At 43.2% G+C, this 17,046-nt stretch carries 15 protein-coding genes; 8 read left to right on the top strand and 7 right to left on the bottom strand.

All coding sequences use genetic code 11. The features are described 5' to 3' along the window. Nucleotides 1-86: 86 nt before the first annotated feature. The 4 genes from ACT3QP_RS03875 to ACT3QP_RS03890 all read left to right on the top strand — a co-directional run bounded on the left by ACT3QP_RS03875 (nucleotide 87) and on the right by ACT3QP_RS03890 (nucleotide 3,866). Nucleotides 87-857 (top strand): methionine ABC transporter ATP-binding protein, encoded by a 771-nt coding sequence (locus ACT3QP_RS03875; protein ID WP_444524527.1) that lies wholly within the window; start codon nucleotides 87-89, stop codon nucleotides 855-857. A 19-nt stretch (nucleotides 858-876) separates the two neighbouring features. Next, entirely contained in the window at nucleotides 877-1,563 is a 687-nt protein-coding gene (locus ACT3QP_RS03880) for a methionine ABC transporter permease (protein WP_444524528.1), read from the top strand. Nucleotides 1,564-1,806: 243 nt separating this feature from the next. Then, nucleotides 1,807-2,784 (top strand): MetQ/NlpA family ABC transporter substrate-binding protein, encoded by a 978-nt coding sequence (locus ACT3QP_RS03885; RefSeq protein WP_444524529.1) that lies wholly within the window; start codon nucleotides 1,807-1,809, stop codon nucleotides 2,782-2,784. 233 nt (nucleotides 2,785-3,017) lie between these two features. Next, the gene (locus ACT3QP_RS03890) at nucleotides 3,018-3,866 is read left to right on the top strand and encodes an aldo/keto reductase (RefSeq protein ID WP_444524530.1); all 849 of its coding nucleotides are present in this window, start codon (nucleotides 3,018-3,020) and stop codon (nucleotides 3,864-3,866) included. A 279-nt stretch (nucleotides 3,867-4,145) separates the two neighbouring features. Here the strand turns inward: ACT3QP_RS03890 and ccmE are convergent, their stop codons facing one another. The 5 genes from ccmE to ccmA form a co-directional block, all read right to left on the bottom strand. Then, entirely contained in the window at nucleotides 4,146-4,646 is a 501-nt protein-coding gene (ccmE, locus tag ACT3QP_RS03895) for a cytochrome c maturation protein CcmE (RefSeq protein ID WP_444524531.1), read from the bottom strand. A gap of 256 nt (nucleotides 4,647-4,902) precedes the next feature. Beyond that, nucleotides 4,903-5,127: a heme exporter protein CcmD gene (gene ccmD / locus ACT3QP_RS03900; protein WP_444524532.1), complete on the bottom strand. Its 225-nt coding sequence runs from the start codon at nucleotides 5,125-5,127 to the stop codon at nucleotides 4,903-4,905. A 16-nt stretch (nucleotides 5,128-5,143) separates the two neighbouring features. Next, nucleotides 5,144-5,932, bottom strand: coding sequence for a heme ABC transporter permease CcmC (gene ccmC, locus ACT3QP_RS03905; RefSeq protein WP_444524533.1), 789 nt, complete (start codon nucleotides 5,930-5,932; stop codon nucleotides 5,144-5,146). A gap of 329 nt (nucleotides 5,933-6,261) precedes the next feature. Beyond that, nucleotides 6,262-6,918: a heme exporter protein CcmB gene (locus ACT3QP_RS03910; protein ID WP_444524540.1), complete on the bottom strand. Its 657-nt coding sequence runs from the start codon at nucleotides 6,916-6,918 to the stop codon at nucleotides 6,262-6,264. A gap of 204 nt (nucleotides 6,919-7,122) precedes the next feature. Then, nucleotides 7,123-7,752, bottom strand: a complete 630-nt coding sequence (gene ccmA, locus ACT3QP_RS03915; protein ID WP_444524534.1) for a heme ABC exporter ATP-binding protein CcmA — start codon at nucleotides 7,750-7,752, stop codon at nucleotides 7,123-7,125. Between the two features lie 140 nt (nucleotides 7,753-7,892). On the opposite strand from ccmA, the gene ACT3QP_RS03920 reads away from it, so the two are divergent. Together ACT3QP_RS03920 and ACT3QP_RS03925 are read left to right on the top strand one after the other, a co-directional pair. Further along, nucleotides 7,893-8,942 carry a hypothetical protein gene (locus tag ACT3QP_RS03920; RefSeq protein WP_444524535.1) on the top strand — a complete coding sequence of 350 codons (1,050 nt, stop codon included), beginning with the start codon at nucleotides 7,893-7,895 and terminating at the stop codon, nucleotides 8,940-8,942. 47 nt (nucleotides 8,943-8,989) lie between these two features. After that, entirely contained in the window at nucleotides 8,990-9,910 is a 921-nt protein-coding gene (locus ACT3QP_RS03925) for a histone deacetylase family protein (RefSeq protein ID WP_444524536.1), read from the top strand. A gap of 43 nt (nucleotides 9,911-9,953) precedes the next feature. Here the strand turns inward: ACT3QP_RS03925 and ACT3QP_RS03930 are convergent, their stop codons facing one another. Both ACT3QP_RS03930 and coaBC read right to left on the bottom strand, forming a co-directional pair. Then, nucleotides 9,954-10,745 (bottom strand): sulfite exporter TauE/SafE family protein, encoded by a 792-nt coding sequence (locus ACT3QP_RS03930; RefSeq protein WP_444524537.1) that lies wholly within the window; start codon nucleotides 10,743-10,745, stop codon nucleotides 9,954-9,956. A gap of 148 nt (nucleotides 10,746-10,893) precedes the next feature. After that, nucleotides 10,894-12,252, bottom strand: a complete 1,359-nt coding sequence (gene coaBC / locus ACT3QP_RS03935) for a bifunctional phosphopantothenoylcysteine decarboxylase/phosphopantothenate--cysteine ligase CoaBC (RefSeq protein WP_444524538.1) — start codon at nucleotides 12,250-12,252, stop codon at nucleotides 10,894-10,896. Nucleotides 12,253-12,380: 128 nt separating this feature from the next. On the opposite strand from coaBC, the gene radC reads away from it, so the two are divergent. Together radC and ACT3QP_RS03945 are read left to right on the top strand one after the other, a co-directional pair. Further along, nucleotides 12,381-13,064, top strand: coding sequence for a RadC family protein (gene radC, locus ACT3QP_RS03940; RefSeq protein WP_192519714.1), 684 nt, complete (start codon nucleotides 12,381-12,383; stop codon nucleotides 13,062-13,064). Nucleotides 13,065-13,365: 301 nt separating this feature from the next. After that, nucleotides 13,366-16,260 carry an acyl-CoA dehydrogenase gene (locus ACT3QP_RS03945; protein ID WP_444524539.1) on the top strand — a complete coding sequence of 965 codons (2,895 nt, stop codon included), beginning with the start codon at nucleotides 13,366-13,368 and terminating at the stop codon, nucleotides 16,258-16,260. The last annotated feature ends 786 nt before the right edge of the window (nucleotides 16,261-17,046 follow it).

Raw genomic sequence — 17,046 nt, forward strand, 5'->3', positions numbered from 1 at the left:
GTTTTTTAATTGGCTTCTTAAGTAGTAAATAGAGGCAAAACAACACGTTCATGACTATTAAAAAATTATTAAATTTTGAGCCCTCCATGAATGACATGATTGTCTTAAACGATGTGACCAAAAGCTTTTTAAGCGACCGATCAATCAAGGACAAAAACGGCAAACCACATTGGTTTACTGCCGTTGAGCCTACGTCTTTATCTATCCAACAAGGCGAAATCTTTGGCTTAATGGGATACTCAGGTGCAGGTAAATCGACCTTATTGCGTCTGATTAATATGCTCGAGCGTCCAGATTCAGGTCAAGTCATCATCGATGGTACCGACTTAACGACTTTGTCTGCCAGTGAGCTACGTATCGCTCGTCACAATATCGGTATGATTTTTCAGCAGTTTAATCTAATGTCTAACCAGACTGTGTTTGACAACGTAGCATTTAACTTAAAAATTTCCGGTTATCCAAGTCGCGACATTCATAAGCGTGTTATGGACTGTCTAGCAATTGTAGATTTAACCGATCGTGCTGGTCACTATCCTGCGCAACTATCAGGTGGACAAAAGCAACGTGTTGGTATTGCCCGCGCCATTGCGCCAAGCCCAAAAGTCCTATTGGCCGATGAGCCCACCAGTGCGCTTGATCCTGCAACGACCCGCAGCTTACTGACTTGCTTACGTGATATCAATGAGAAACTTGGTGTGACCATTGTCATCGTAACCCATGAGATGAGCGTCATCCGTAGGCTTTGTGATCGCGCAGCATTACTGCATCAAGGGCAACTGTTAGAAGTGGCGAATGTGAGAGATGGTCTGATTGAAGCAACTACCCCAATTGGCCAAGGCTTAGTGCAAGAAGACTAATGAGGCAGGAGAAATAAATATGTTAACTGGTAGCGAATTATCCGCCTCTATAGACAAGCTGTTGGTACTGCGTAAAGAAATTATCAATGCATTTATTGATACCTTTATTATGCTCGGCATATCCACAGCGGTAGCCATTATTATTGGTGGGCTATTTGGGATATTCTTGTTTTTATCAAGTGACCGACAGTTTTTGCAAAATAAGACCCTATATGGTGTGCTTGGTGGTATCACCAACTTTATGCGTGCATTCCCCTTTGTCATTTTGATGATTGCGATGAGCCCATTTACCAAAGCAATTGTGGGCACTGGCATCGGTCCGATTGCTGCATCGTTGGTACTGGCCATTGCAGGTTCGTTTTATTTTGCCCGTTTGGTCGAGCAAAACTTACGTGAAGTACCGCGCGGTATTATCGAAGCAACCGAGTCTATGGGGGCCCGTCCTTTTACCATCATTAAAGTCCTGCTCAATGAAGCTCGCTCAGGACTGGTATTATCAGTGACGATTCTTTGCATCAGCCTACTCTCTTACTCAGCAGCGGCTGGTATGATTGGTGGTGGTGGTTTGGGTGATTTGGCCATTCGCTACGGCTATTATCGTTATCAAACTGAAGTGATGATATTTATCGTGATTGTACTTTCAATTATGGTTATTTCTATTCAAGCCACTGGCAACTGGCTGGCTACTCGTTTGGACAAACGCTAAAACCTTTATCAAGAAATAGCACGAGGTCAAAGCAAGGGCCATCTGAGCTAATGCTAATATGAATAATATTCAAGGTTTGATGCCAATTTATCCTAAGCAAAAAGCTTGACTTTGTTACTGAGACCCTTTAATTTTGTTACTAACTTAACAGCCGTTAACTCAGCAGCATTACTATTGATAATGTTGCTTTTTTAATGGTCGCTATTTAACCTTTTACATCATACCTTTTATTAAGGAAGTTCCATGAAATTAACAGACATCAGCCGTCAGTTGGCCACGGCATTTGCAGCAGTTGGCGTATCAAGCTTAGTCTTAGTTGGTTGCAGCAATTCATCAGCGCCAGAAGCCAATCAAGAGGCTGTAACCGAAGGTTCAACAGCAGAAACTGCGGCAAATGACATCGATCCTGATCATACAAAAATCATCATCGGTACTACCGAAGGTGACTTTGCTGACATGGTACGTAACCAAGTAAAAGGCTCGCTTGAAGCACAAGGCTACGAAGTTGAATTGGTACCATTTACTGATTATGTACGTCCTAACCTTGCGTTAGCTGAAGGTGACTTGGATATTAATATATTCCAACATAAGCCTTATCTTGATAATTTCAAAAAAGAAAACAATCTTGATCTAGTAGAAGCATTCCAAGTACCAACGGCGCCACTTGGTATTTACTCAGGTAAAAAGACCTCTTTTGATGATGCCTATAAAGGTATGAGTGTCTCTGCACCAAACGATCCAAGTAACTTTGCGCGTGCTTTGGTTATGATGGATGATCTTGGCTGGATTAAACTAAAAGACGATATCGATCCACTAACAGCTTCAAAATCTGACATCGCTGATAACAGCAAATACGATATCGATATCATTGAATTAGAAGCCGCTCAGTTACCGCGCGCCCGTGACGAAGTAGACTTTGCTGTCATTAACGGTAACTATGCAACAGATGCTGGCATTGATCTGACCGAAGCATTGTTCCAAGAGCCTAGCTTTGCTTATGTTAACTGGTCTGCTATTAAGTCTGCTGATACTGGCAAAAAATGGGTCGAAGATGTCACCAACGCTTATAACTCAGAAGCTTTCAAAAAATATGCGCATGAGACTTTCCCAGGCTATAAATATCCAAAAATTTGGAGTGCTGACGACAGTGCACATGCACATGCTGAAGGTGATGAACATGAACATGCCGAGCATGCAGAAACAGACGCAGCTGCTCAGTAAGTAAACGAATACTGAAATAGTCAAAAAAGGCTCTTCTAAGTAGATCAGCCATTTTTGAGCTTAAGTAATAAAAGCCCGTTATTTAAAATAACGGGCTTTTTTTGGTCTAAGTTTTAAGGAGAATGACGTTACAGCCTGTTAGCCCTTTGTAGGAAACCGTCACTCACTCTTTCACTTCATGCTGATTTTTTTTATAGTAGATACGCTTAATAACAAACCATAAGGACAATAATATGAGTGTTAAAAACTATAAAATTCGTACTGCTGGACAAGCAAACATTCCTGTACTCGGTCTCGGTACATGGCAGTCAACTGGACAAGACTGCATTGATGTCGTCAAAAAAGCACTAGAAATGGGTTACGAACATATCGACACAGCCCAAGCTTATGGCAATGAAAAAGAAGTCGGTCAAGGCATCAAACAATCAGGGGTGGCTCGCGATAAGTTCTTCTTGACCACAAAAATATTTCCTGATGATATGAAATTCCAGCCAGAGAAACTAATCGCAGCAGCCAAACGCTCTTTGGAAGACTTAGACACTGATTACGTTGATTTACTATTACTACACTGGCCTGATGACCGCGTACCATTATCTGAAACCATTCCTGCATTGTGCGAGTTACAAAAGCAAGGTCTGACGCGCCATATCGGTGTGTCTAATTTTAATATTGCCAATATTATTGAAGCTAAAAAGTATGCTGATGTACCTATTGTGGTTAATCAGGTTGAGTTTCACCCGTTCATCAAACAAAAAACGCTGCAGACTTTTTTGAACAATCACCACATTTTACTAGAAGCTTATTCACCGCTCGCGCGTGGTGATGTGTTTGATAATGATATTATCAAAGAGATTGCTAATAAACATAATGTAACGCCAGCACAGATATCATTGGCTTGGATTCTATCGGACAAACACCGTGTTGCCATTCCAAAGACCTCAAACCCTGATCATCTGCAAGGTAACTTGGATGCTATCGACGTGCAATTGAATGGAGAAGAACTGGATAAGATTGCTAGCCTAGCTCGTAGCGATAGTCGTAAAATTGAACACCCTGATTATAGCCCTGTATGGGATGACTAATATAGTCAAAGAAACATAAAACCGATACGATTGTATTATAGTGCTACTGGTACAAATTGTACTTGCTTGCTGTATTCACAGAGGCTGCGAAAAATTTATCCCAGCAGCACTGTAGCGTTTTAAAAATACTTTGACTATAGTTCACTGCCTAACAGTTGATTGCTTAATAGTCCATTGACTGTATGTCAAAAACTCAAAAAAAATGTTCCATCAAAAAAGCCACCGATACAATCGGTGGCTTTTTTATTTCTACTAAAATAGTCTTAACCATAATAATCGTTATTGCTGTAATGTACTGGTCTCATGAACCTTTTCAGCAGGATTGTATTGCTCAGAAGAAGGTGCGGCACCGCTACGGTTGTTTTCTTTCATTGATTTGGCAACTTCTGGTGGCATATAGTTCTCATCATGCTTAGCCAATACTTCACCCGCCACAAAAGTATCGCCCTGCATTTTTCCAGTAGCCACGACCCCTGAATTTTCAGCAAATAAGTCTGGTAAGATACCTTGATACGTGACTGGCACCGTCGATTGAAAATCAGTAATAGCAAACTCAACATTCAATGGATTATCTTGTGCCCGCTGAACACTACCCGCGACCACCATACCGCCTGCACGAATCCGCTTATCTTGTGGCGCTTCACCCTTTGCAATGGCAGTAGCATCAAAATAATAATCGGTCTGTTGTCCAATAGCATATAGAACCAGCACGACAGCGACTGCGGCTCCTGCAAGCGTAAACATCACCCACATTAGTTTTTTGCGACGAACTGCATTCATACCACTACCTCATTGATGAACCACTGTTTTACAGACATTAATCAATCCTACGTCCATCTATAAAACAGAAAATATTAAAGAACCTACTATTAGCAAATAGTTTATAAAAACATCTTTCTAATCGTACGTTTCTATTGCCTATATAGTAGCATTTTTCGCACAAATCAATCAGCTTTATAGCGAGCTATAAGGTCACACATTTATACATAATAGGTTGCTAATTTGTACGCTAACGCCATGATATTGGATGGTTTTTCTAATGAGAGTGCTTGTTGGTCACAGATGTCGTTTTATTAACACTACGCTGCGCCTGACGCGCTTGCTGAATCGTTAACTGCTTGATAAGCGCTTGTCTCTGCCTACGGCTATAAAGAACAAACACCAGCATGGCTCCAACCGTAATAGCCCAGCACGACCAAACAAATGCACCATGCTTACCCATGGCGATAAACTCAGAGAAGCTATAAAAATAAGGCTGCATAATATTTCCCTAGCGGTTATTTTTGTTGACCACGGATGTGTTCTTTTACCCAAGCTTTACCTTGGTCACGATACAATATAAGCGTGTTGGTACGATAAATAGCTAACGCTGCCACCAATAAATAGCTGCCAATAACCATCAATAATAGCGGCATCCACATATCAGCTGACATTTTTGGCGCAGAGGTCAAACTAAACGTCGAGCCTTGGTGTAACGTATTCCACCACTGTACCGAGTATTTGATAATAGGTAAGTTTACTGCGCCTACAATAGATAAAATAGCAGCGGCCTTGCCACGATTGGCAGTGTGTTCAAAAGCCGCAAACAGTGCCATGACACCCGCGTATAAAAAGGCCAAAATGAGCATAGATGTCAAACGTGCATCCCAAACCCAGTAAGTGCCCCACGTTGGTTTTGCCCAAACCGAACCAGTGATCAGGCTAATAATACATAACAAGAAACCTATCGGTGCGAGCGCTTGCGCAACTAAACTGGCAGTTTTAATTTTCCAGACTAAATAGATTGCCCCTAATATAGCGAGCGCAAAATAGATAGAAATAGCAATACTCGCAGCAGGTACATGAATAAAAATAATGCGGTAGCTGTTACCTTGTAGATAATCAGGTGGTGCAAAAGCAAGACCCCAAACACTGCCTATCAGCAAGAAGATACCAGCCAATATCGCGAGCCACTTGACCCAAGGTGCAAAGATACGAAAAAATTGCTTGGTACCCACAGTGGTCAAAAAGCCTTGCCAAATGCGCTGCCACAGACTAGGAGATGAGACGTTATTCAGGTTGGGCATGGGGATAAACCTATTTGCGCAGCTCTTTGGTTATAATCGATACAGCGCACTATGGGCACTATAATCGTTTAACCTGCCGGCGTTAAACACTGGGTAGAATCTACAAGTAATTATGTATGTATAGTTAAATCCATATAAATCCGCTACATCGTCATCCTCGCTAACCATACATACCAATGTAATGTATCGCTTTCACTCGGTTGCCTTATATCGAAATGACGTGAACTCAACTATATCGAAGTGGCTATTATAGCAAAATTGCCAGTTTTCAACATGCTGTTAATATAAAGGTTTTTATAAGTATTTCTACGGAATAATCTTTACATTTTTTAATTAAGCCACGACATTTTTAAGGTCACCGAAATCACCCATGGCATCACCAACACAGAGATAATACTACCAGCCAATAGTAAAGCCAAAATAGGCAAACCATTAAGACCAGAAGCAAATAAATCAACCGCACCCGTCGCAAAAATCAATACAGGCAACTGCATTGGTAAGGCAATCAAGGGCACAAGCACCGCACCATTCTTCAGTGACAGCGTCAAACTGCTGGCCACTGCTGATAACATTAATAGCATCGGACTACCAGTCACAATAGAAGCCATTAGTATCCACGCTTCAAACCAACTGAGCTGAAATAAAGGCACGGCAAGCAAGCTTAATGCAGCCACAATACCACTGCTAAATATCCAATGGATAATCAGGCGAATCAGCACCCATAATGGCAGTGATGCCTTGGCAACAACCAATTGCGCCAATGTGCCATTATCAAGGGCAGGCTTAAACAAACCATCGACACCCATGACCAACGATAACAATGCCGCAATCCAAACCGCTGACACGCCAAGACGTTGCAACAGTGCAGGCTCACTACCTACCGCTAGCGGAAACAAGGTAATTATCACTAAGAACAGCACCAAAGGGTACAGCCACTGTACAGCTCCTTGCTGCTTCACTTGCCACTCTCGGCGCCATAGCTGCATAAAACCTATACCACGGGCAGTCGCTACGCTAACATTTGAGCGGTTGATTGCTACTTTTCCTGCACTATTTTGCATTTGACTGTTTTGCATTGGACTGTCTGTCATTATCCGTCCTTTCACTTACATATATCGCGTTTATTTGGCAGTTAAACAGTCAACTCAATATAGCGAGGTTGACGAAGTAGCAAACTTACATTGTCTTGGCTAAACCATAAACTCTGACAAATCGAGCACTTGATTGGCAACACCAACGGTCTGATGGCTGGTCATTAGTATCGAACCACCAGCATCGGTAAACTCGCGTAGCCTGTCTTCCATTCGCGCCACCATCTCGACATCAAGGGCGGTGAACGGTTCATCAAGCAACCAGAGCGGTGTCACATCAGGCGTCAATATATAAAGTCTGGCCAAAGTGATACGGCGAGTTTGGCCTGCAGACAAATGGCTTGAGCTAATCGTCTCAAATCCCTGTAACCCTACCCAAGCGAGCGCATCATCAATATCAGCTGTGCTTGGTGTGATACCATATAAATTCAGTAAAAAATTTAGGTTTTGTGCTACGGTAAGATTCGGATGAATACCCAATTGGTGCGAAACATACAGAGGCTGAATGGGCAGAGTGACAGCTCCTTGATAAACGACCTCGCCAGTCAGCACTGGCAGCAAACCAGCCAATTGCATCAGTAAGGTGGTCTTTCCGGTACCATTTGCACCAACCAAATGACAGATACTACCAGCAGATAAATTGAGGGAGACACCTTCACATAAAGGTATTTCACCACGCTGGACAGTCAGCTCATCAAGCGCGAGTAACGGTGTATCCAAAGCTGTCATCAAAACCTCTCGTTATTTATCAAGCAGCAATCAATATTCAATATTCATCACAAACAAATACGATGTTCATGGCATAATACTTTATGCTTACCACAAACACGCAGTATAACAAATTGTCGATTATTATGGCCTCAAAACCTATGCAGACTTCAAAAGATAACCAAAATACAGACTCAGAAACAGCCACGTCAACCTTGACCATCAATAGCTTAGTTGATGCACAAGTCAATTTCATGCAGCAATGGCTACGTCAGCAAGCTGAGCCACTAAGCATGGAGGCATGGCAATGGTTTGGCGAGCAACCGCTTAGTAAATATATCAGCCGTGATAGTTTGCAACAGTTAATAAATGACTGGTTACTCAATCATCCGATGAGTGATGTGATGCGCAAAGACATTCGTGATATCTTACATACCGTCATCTACCATCCAATCAATGATAACGTACCATTGTCTGAGCTGGTAGATGACATGCAAGTGGAAACGCTGGCTAACTATGTGGCGAGTCATGAGCAACAGCGTAATGCACTGATTCATACGCTGATTGGTAATGAGACTTTTGCAGACCTGCTCACCCAAACGTTATATCACGCTATCAATGACTTTATGGAAGGTACGCTAGACAAAGCAGGCGGCGTTGGCAAACTGATGAAACTTGGCCGCAGCTCTTTTGAAAAGGCCACAAACAGAAACCTTGACGATAAGCTGCAAGCCTATTTACACCGTAATATTAAAGACTTGACCCGTCGAGCCGAGACCAATGCACAAGCGCATTTATCAAACGAAGAAGTCGCGCGTTTATTAGTCACGGGCTGGGCTCGCATCAAAGAGGAACCTGTCAGCCATTTGCAAACTTATCTGAGTGATGAGCCTGACAATAATAGCATCGAGCATATTGAAGCCAGTATTCAACAAAGCTATGACCGCCTGCGAGTATCACCTTATTTGCAGACGCTAGTAACCGCCAGTATCGATACTTGGTATGACAATCACCAGTCAGATACCATGATGAGCGTCGCGGCGGGCATCTATATTGATGAACAAGCAATGGCACAATTCAATACGGTGCTACTACCTATCGTATATGATGCCCTCGATAGTACATGGGTTACGGCACATATCCGAACCATGCTACAGGCATTCTACGAGCAACCGAATATTAAAGATGGTCTGGCACTCAATGACGAGTAAGTTTTTTATCCTTACAACACTCATCAATATATAAATCATTAAATATTATGCTGAAAATCGCCTACTCTGATATTTTTCGTTATTCAGTGCCTGAAAAGCACCGTTTTCCTATGCAAAAATACACCATGATTCCTGAGCGACTGCTAGCTGAAGGTACGATCACTGTCGATAATTTCTTTGCCCCGATACGCTTAAGTGAAGATGAGATTTTGACCACGCACACGCCTGAATATTGGTATCAATTAAAGACACAGACATTACCACGTAAAGAAGCCCGCGCCATCGGCTTTGAGATGACACCTGAGCTGGTCGAGCGTGGACGTTATATCGCCCATGCAACCTATGAATGTGCGCTATATGCACAGCAATACGGCGTGGCAATGAATGTTGCCGGTGGCACGCACCATGCGTTTGCCGATCATGGCGAAGGGTTTTGCGTCTTTAATGATGCTTGTATTGCGAGCAATCTATTATTAGATCGCGGGCAAGCACAAAAGATTTTGATTGTTGATTTGGACGTGCATCAAGGTAATGGTAATGCCAGTATCATGGCAGACGAACCACGCGTGTTTGTATTTAGCATGCATGGCGCAAAAAACTACCCTTTTCGCAAGCAAGTATCAGATCTGGATATTGAGCTTGATAACGATGCAGGTGACGCAGAATATTTGCAGATATTGCAAGAAACCTTACCTCGATTAATAGCAGAGTTTTCGCCAGATATGATATTTTATCAGTCAGCGGTGGATGTACTAGCGACCGATAAATTAGGAAAGCTGGGACTGACTATAGAAGGTTGCAAGGCACGTGATCATTACGTATTAAGCCAAGCAAAAGCCGCCAACATTCCTGTTGCTATCGTGATGGGTGGTGGTTATTCAGAAGACATCGAAGACGTGGTTGAGGCGCATTGCAATACGTTTCGTTTGGCGCAGCAGATATTTTTTGGGAAAGGCGCTGACTTATAAAAATTGCGCAATCGCTCATATTGGGCAGCTTTAGATCATGTTGCTAGAAAAAAGCAGCAATACCCTGCCAACCCACACGAATACCAAGTACGGTTAAAATCACTAAAATAAGCTGACGAAAACGTGCTTGCGGTAAATAACGACGTAAGCGAATTCCGACTAATAAAGTGGCGACAGACAAAACACTCAGCACAGCAATCAGCTGCCACTCACCACTGCTCAGAGCCATGATAGGCTCACGTAGCACGATTATTTGGGCAATCTTACCCAAGAAATAACACATATTACCGACTTTGGCGATGGTATGTTTATCATTGCTCGCAGACAACAAATACATCATTAAGATGGTCGACATCGCATTGGTCGCACCGCCAACAACGCCCGCACTAAACCCAACCATAATCAGTACAGGCTTAGTATCTGGCAAACGAACTTGCTTGCCGAGTAAACTACTGATGACATAAAACCCAATAACCGCTGCTAATAGCAATAAAATATAAGCACTATCTATCCATAGCAGTAGCTTTGCGCCTACGATACTGCCAAGCAAACTCGTTAAAGCAAGCAGCCAATACCGTCTGCCATAATAGATAAAATTTTGCCAAATCGTACGACCACCACCCGCTAGCCAGGTCATCGCATTGAGTAATAATGAGGGAAAGATGACCAATACAATGGCATGAGGTAACGGATACATGCTAGCAAGTGCCGTGGTGGTCACCAACGTCACCCCTAACCCACTAATGCCATGTAGCAATGATGCCATCGCAAATATCACAATCAGCCACAACATCTGCGTACTATCGTTACCCGCTACATCCATTAGACCTGTCATATCACTTCAGCTTTTTTATTTTATATATAGCAATAACACGAGAGCGTGTTTTCATCTTAAAAACAGTCGTAAAATAAAATAAAGCGAATCAAACAAGCTTCACACCAACACATTTCTATCACCTGTCTATAGTCGCTTGACCATATCACTAGCGATTGTGACGCTGAGATATCGTCTCACCAATAATGCTAGCCAATTGCTCAGCAATTTTATCCTTGCTCGCTTTTTCAAGCGTGATGCTATCGTTTTTATAATGCTCTGAGAAAAACACTTGCATGGCATTATCATCGCTAGCAAAACCAATATCTGGTCGCGAAACATCGTTGCAAGCAATCAGATCTAAATTTTTAGAAACAAGCTTACCACGCGCATAGTGCTCGACATCTTGGGTTTCTGCCGCAAAACCAACAACAAACAACTCTGGATGCGCCAGTGAAATCGTTGCTAAAATGTCAGGGTTTTTAACCAAATTGAGCGTCATCACGTCTTGCGTTTTTTTGATTTTTTGTGGTGCAGCTTCTTCGGTACGATAGTCAGCGACAGCAGCGGTTGCAATAAAAACATCTGCCATTCTCACGCTATCACCGGAGGTAGTGACAGCAACATCATGCTCATCTCCGCAACCGCAACCGCCGTGATGATGGTCGTGTGAATGAGTATGTTCCTCTGCATCATCAGATGGCTCAAATAACAATGCCGCATGAGTACCGTCCACACATTGCTGCGCTACTAACAACATCTCTTTCGCTGACAATACATCTATACGCGTGACGTTCAGCGGCGTCGATAGTGATACCTTGCCACCCGTGATTAAAATCACTTCTGCGCCAGCAGCCACACAGGCACGCGCCAAAGCAAAACCCATTTTACCTGTCGAGTGATTGGACAGATATCTGACAGGATCGATAGACTCAACTGTCGGACCTGCGGTAATCACGACTCTCCTACCTTCGAGCAGTTGCGGTGTCGTTTGCATCGCATTGAATAGCAACACCTCGTCCAATAGCTGCTCAGGCTCAGGCAAACGCCCTGCTCCCACATCACCGCATGCTTGCTCACCACTCGCGGGCTGAATAATCTGATAATTCATATCGCGCAAGGTTTGCACGTTTAGGTTGACCGCTGGATGCGCCCACATCTGCTGATTCATGGCAGGTGCAACGATAACTGGTGCCGTCGTCGCAAGGCACACCGTCGTCAGAAGATCATCTGCCATACCCATAGCGAGACGTGCCAGCGTATTGGCAGAAGCTGGTGCGATAACGATTAAATCAGCCCATTTCGCCAGCTCAATATGCCCCATGCCTGCTTCAGCATGCTCATCTAATAATGAGGTGTGCACCTCATTACCAGTTAGCGCTTGCAGTGTCAGTGGGGTGATAAAAGCCTGTGCGCCTGTAGTCATAATGACGCGCACATCAAAGCCTGCCTTAATCAATAAGCGGGCAAATACGGCAGATTTATAAGCGGCGATACCGCCAGTGATAGCAAGCACGATATTAGACATAAGCAGGGCAACAATAAAAAAGTTGAAAGATAGAATTGCGCTTATAGTAACAATTATGAGATAAGTTGGGTAAGAATTTCGATATTTACTAAATATATCCGGCAGTAATCCATTTTCAAGGAGTGACAATGGCGATCAAAGACTGGCACGAAGATGACCGACCACGTGAAAAACTATTAAAATTTGGTGCTGCCCATTTGTCTGACGCGGAGATATTAGCGATATTTCTGCGTACTGGCACCCAATCACAGTCAGCGATTGAATTGGCTCGTCACTTAATCGAGCAATTCGGTAGCTTAGCCGAACTATTGGCAGCGCCTCAAGAAACCGTCCTCGCTTGTCACGGCATTGGGCCTGCAAAATACTCACAGATATTGGCCTCGCTTGAGATGGGCACGCGTTATTTAGACAGTCAACTAAAAACAGGCCAGGCGCTAGGACGCTCTCAAGCAGTTAAAGACTATATTAGCACCCAATTACGTGGTGAGCACCGCGAGGTTTTTGCGGTGCTTTGTCTAGATAATGCGCTCAATCTGTTAAACTTCGAGATACTATTCACAGGCGGCATTTCATCTTGTTCCGTTTGTATCAAACATGTGCTGCGACACGCATTAAGCCACGCGGCTAGCCAACTTATCATTGCCCACAATCATCCTCATACCGATGCCACACCATCGACGGCAGATAACTTGCTTACCTATGAGTTAAAAAAAGCCTGCGACCTGTTAGATATATCACTAATCGATCATATCATCGTAGGACGTAACGAGACGCTATCCTATGCTGAAAGCTGCTTAGCGCCTTTTGGTTAGCTTTATCTGACTTATTTGGTCGTTGGTCCTACTAGCTATATACTTTATGGCGCTTGATACATATCATCGACACAGAGTAGCATTTTAACCGTTGATAGTCATCGACAACTGTTTCATATTGGTAGCTAGCTTTATCTTTTATTTGCCTTTTCCTAATTGGAATTCAAAACCAATTATTGGTGGCGAGATTCACTTAACGATAAGGCCGCTAAACGTCCGAAAAAATAACAACTATCTAGCTTAAAACATTCCTAGTCATATAATTTCACGCTTTTAGTTCAGCGTTATAAAGGAGACAGTCATGGTAATTGGCTTATTCATCTTAGCAATCATCATTCAATTAGCCATGGTTTTGACCATCTTTTTGTTATCCTTATCACGTGTCACTGGCAGCGTTGTTGCTATCATTATCGTAATCGCTACCACCTTGCTCAGTCCATGGTCGCTGATCTTAGGTGTCCCTATAGCTTTACTCTGCTTAGTGTTACTTATCACACCATTGCGCCAGTCGTTAGTCACCAAGCCAGTTTATAAGGCCTTGGGCAGCGCGATGCCGAGCATGAGTGATACTGAGCGTGAAGCCCTCGACTCTGGTACCAGCTGGTGGGAAAAAGAGCTATTTATGGGTGCGCCTGATTGGGGCACTTTTGCGACATATCCTTATCCAGAGCTATCCGCAGAAGAACAAAGCTTCATGGATGGCGAAGTAGAAATGCTGTGCACCATGCTAGATGAATGGAAAATTCAGCATGAAGACAAAGAGCTGTCACCACAAGCGTGGCAATTTATCAAAGCCAATGGCTTCTTAGGTCTCATCATTCCAAAAGAGTTCGGAGGATTGGATTTTAGCTCGTATGCGCAAAGCCGTATCATGAGTAAGATAGCCTCTCGCTCCCCTACTGCCGCTGTGACCTGCATGGTACCAAACTCGCTCGGCCCTGGTGAGCTACTCATGCACTATGGTACGGACGAGCAAAAACAACGCTGGCTCCCAGGTTTGGCCAAAGGTGATGAGATACCCTGTTTTGGTTTGACAGGCCCTGAGGCGGGCTCCGATGCAGGTGCGATTCCTGATACTGGTGTGGTTTGCTACGGTATCCATGAAGGTCAGCAAGTGCTTGGCTTACGTATGAACTTCTCCAAACGCTGGATTACTTTAGCACCTATCGCTACCGTTGTCGGCTTAGCATTTAAAATGCATGACCCAGAAGGACTGCTTGGCAATTCTGAGAAAACCGATTACGGCATTACTTGTGCGCTAATCCCTGCGAGCCACGAAGGCGTTATTATAGGACCACGTCATAATCCAATCGGCTCACCATTTATGAATGGCACAGTCGATGGTAAAGACGTCTTTATACCGTTAGATTATATCATCGGTGGCGTCGAAAACGCTGGACGTGGTTGGCGCATGCTGATGGAATGCTTAGGTGTTGGTCGTGGTATTTCCTTGCCAGCTTTATCCACCTCAGCCAGTGAAATGACCTATTTGTCTGTTGGTGCGTTTGCTAAAGTGCGCGAGCAGTTTAAGATTTCTATCGGTAAGTTCGAAGGCATACAAGATGCCACCAGCCGTATGGCCAGTAATACCTATATGCTAGAAGCGTTTCGTCATCTCGTCACTTGCGGGCTAAACCAAGGCGGTACGCCATCGGTCATGACGGCAATGGCAAAATACTATGCTACCGAAACCATGCGTAGCGTGGTCAATGATGGTATGGATGTGGTCGGTGGTCGTGCGGTACAGATGGGACCACGTAATTTCTTAGCGACCCCTTATCAAGCGATTCCAGTCTCTATCACCGTTGAGGGTGCAAACATCTTGACGCGCTCATTGATGATATTTGGTCAAGGTGCGATGCGCTGTCACCCTTATCTATTTGATGAGCTGCAATTACTACAAAGCGAAGACAAGTCCAACGCATTAAAAGAGTTTGATGTTCTATTTTTCAAACATCTAGGTTATACCTTTAACCGCGGGGCAAAAGCATTTGTCGCAGGTTATGTCGGTGGTAGCGGTAACGCCCCTAGCTTCGTAGACAGCTTTACTCGTCCTTATTACAAGCATATCAATCGCCTAAGTGCAGGCTTTGCCTTGACTGCTGATATGGCATTGGGATTATTGGCAGGTGATTTAAAGCGTAAAGAGATGCTCTCTGGACGCTTAGCGGATATTCATAGTCACTTGTTTATCGCAACGGCTATTTTGCAATTCTATGAGAATGGTAGCAAATCGAAGTCTGAACGCTTACATGCTGAAGTTGCTCTACAAAACAGCTTATACACCATTCAAGAAGCATTTTTATCCTTCTTTGATAACTTCCCAAATCGAATGGCCGCCAAGTTGGTTGGCTTTGTGACGTTCCCAACAGGTCGTATATTTACGCCGCCGAGTGATGAGCTTAAACGTCAATTGGGTGATACCTTTATGGATGACTTTGAGACCAACCCGTTCCGCGACTATCTCAAAACCATGGTTTATTACAATACCGAAGAAGACGATGTGACTGGGCGTATGGAACATGCTTATCAAACGCTTATCCATATCGAGCCCCTATGGCAGAAGTTTAAAAAGGCTGAGCACAAAGACAGTTTTGAAGGGCTAACGTTTGAAGATCATGTGGTTTATGCCAGTCAAAACGAAGACATCACTGAAGAAGAAGCCGAAGTTCTCATTCAGTATAATGCTATCCGCTTTGACTCACTATTAACCGATGTGTTTGATAAGCATTTATCACAAGCGCAAGAACGCTCTAACCCTCACACTCTTGACAATGCAGTACAGCAACTGACCGACTATGCGCAGCTCAAACACAATGCGCAAGCCAAACATGGTGTTGCAACGGATAATGAGGTTGTAGAGGATAACGTTGATACGTCTCAAAATACTGATGAACAAACCGGCGATGCCAATCCTAATCATGGTTATGAGAACGATGGTGATGTCGCAATGGTCAGTGAGCAAAACACGACTGAAGAGACAGGCACGCAGACAGATTTTAATGAATCAGATCCTGATACAGAAGCCCTTGACCCTCGCTATCGTGATGCCGAATCACATCTCAGTGAGCGTATGAGTAATAATCACAGTCGCCATACTGCATCGTCAAACACTACCGACGAAGGTCTATCTGAAATGCCCGAAAAACCTCAGCCGCATCAAGAAAATGTACAGCAGGATACTGATAAGATTTAGCAATCGATTCTGAATGCTCGGTGCGACTTTAAGCTTTCTAATAAGACCTTAACGACACACTAGCAATACACTGATTCTCAAAAGCCAGGCTACCCTCAAACGGTGGTTTGGCTTTTTTATTTTATTAACAAATGAAAAGTTTTTAGTGTGTGTCCTCATTTTAAAAATGGTAATAAAAATGAGATAAATTGTAGTCAAACAAGGAAAATAGCGCAGATAATATCGAGATATTAGTCAGCTATTTGACGCCGTTTGGCAAGATTTAGCCATTTTTAACCCATTTAGATGGCTATCGATTGAATTGAGGACACGCCCTAGTCATACCATGACAGTAACGACGTTCTAATACATATGAATCGCCTAGCCTTAAAGCAGTCTATAGCATCAATTCGTTAATATGCAAAATCACACTACAGACTTATTTATATTTTTTTGTTTCATATGCGAAACAAACTGTTTAGAATAAATACTGACTATAATGTGGGTACATGGTTATGATAAAAGTCATGTAATGAGAACAAAATGATAAATAAATCTTGCAGTGCCCATTATAATTCTTTTATATTGTCCTCCGAAAAAGTTGACAACAAGTCGAAAAGCCAAAGCACTTGATACACGTAGCCAAAGCGGTTTTGATAGCAACGGTCATCATCACATTGACGTGAGCACCATGTTCACTACTGAAAGTTACGTACACAAAGGATATAAATTATGTGGAAGAATTTGGGACTGACAGGCAAGATTCTAATTGCTATGGTCTTAGGTATCGCCCTAGGATTATTTTTT

This window comes from Psychrobacter sp. AOP7-B1-24, from assembly GCF_052376215.1.
Classification (GTDB): domain Bacteria; phylum Pseudomonadota; class Gammaproteobacteria; order Pseudomonadales; family Moraxellaceae; genus Psychrobacter.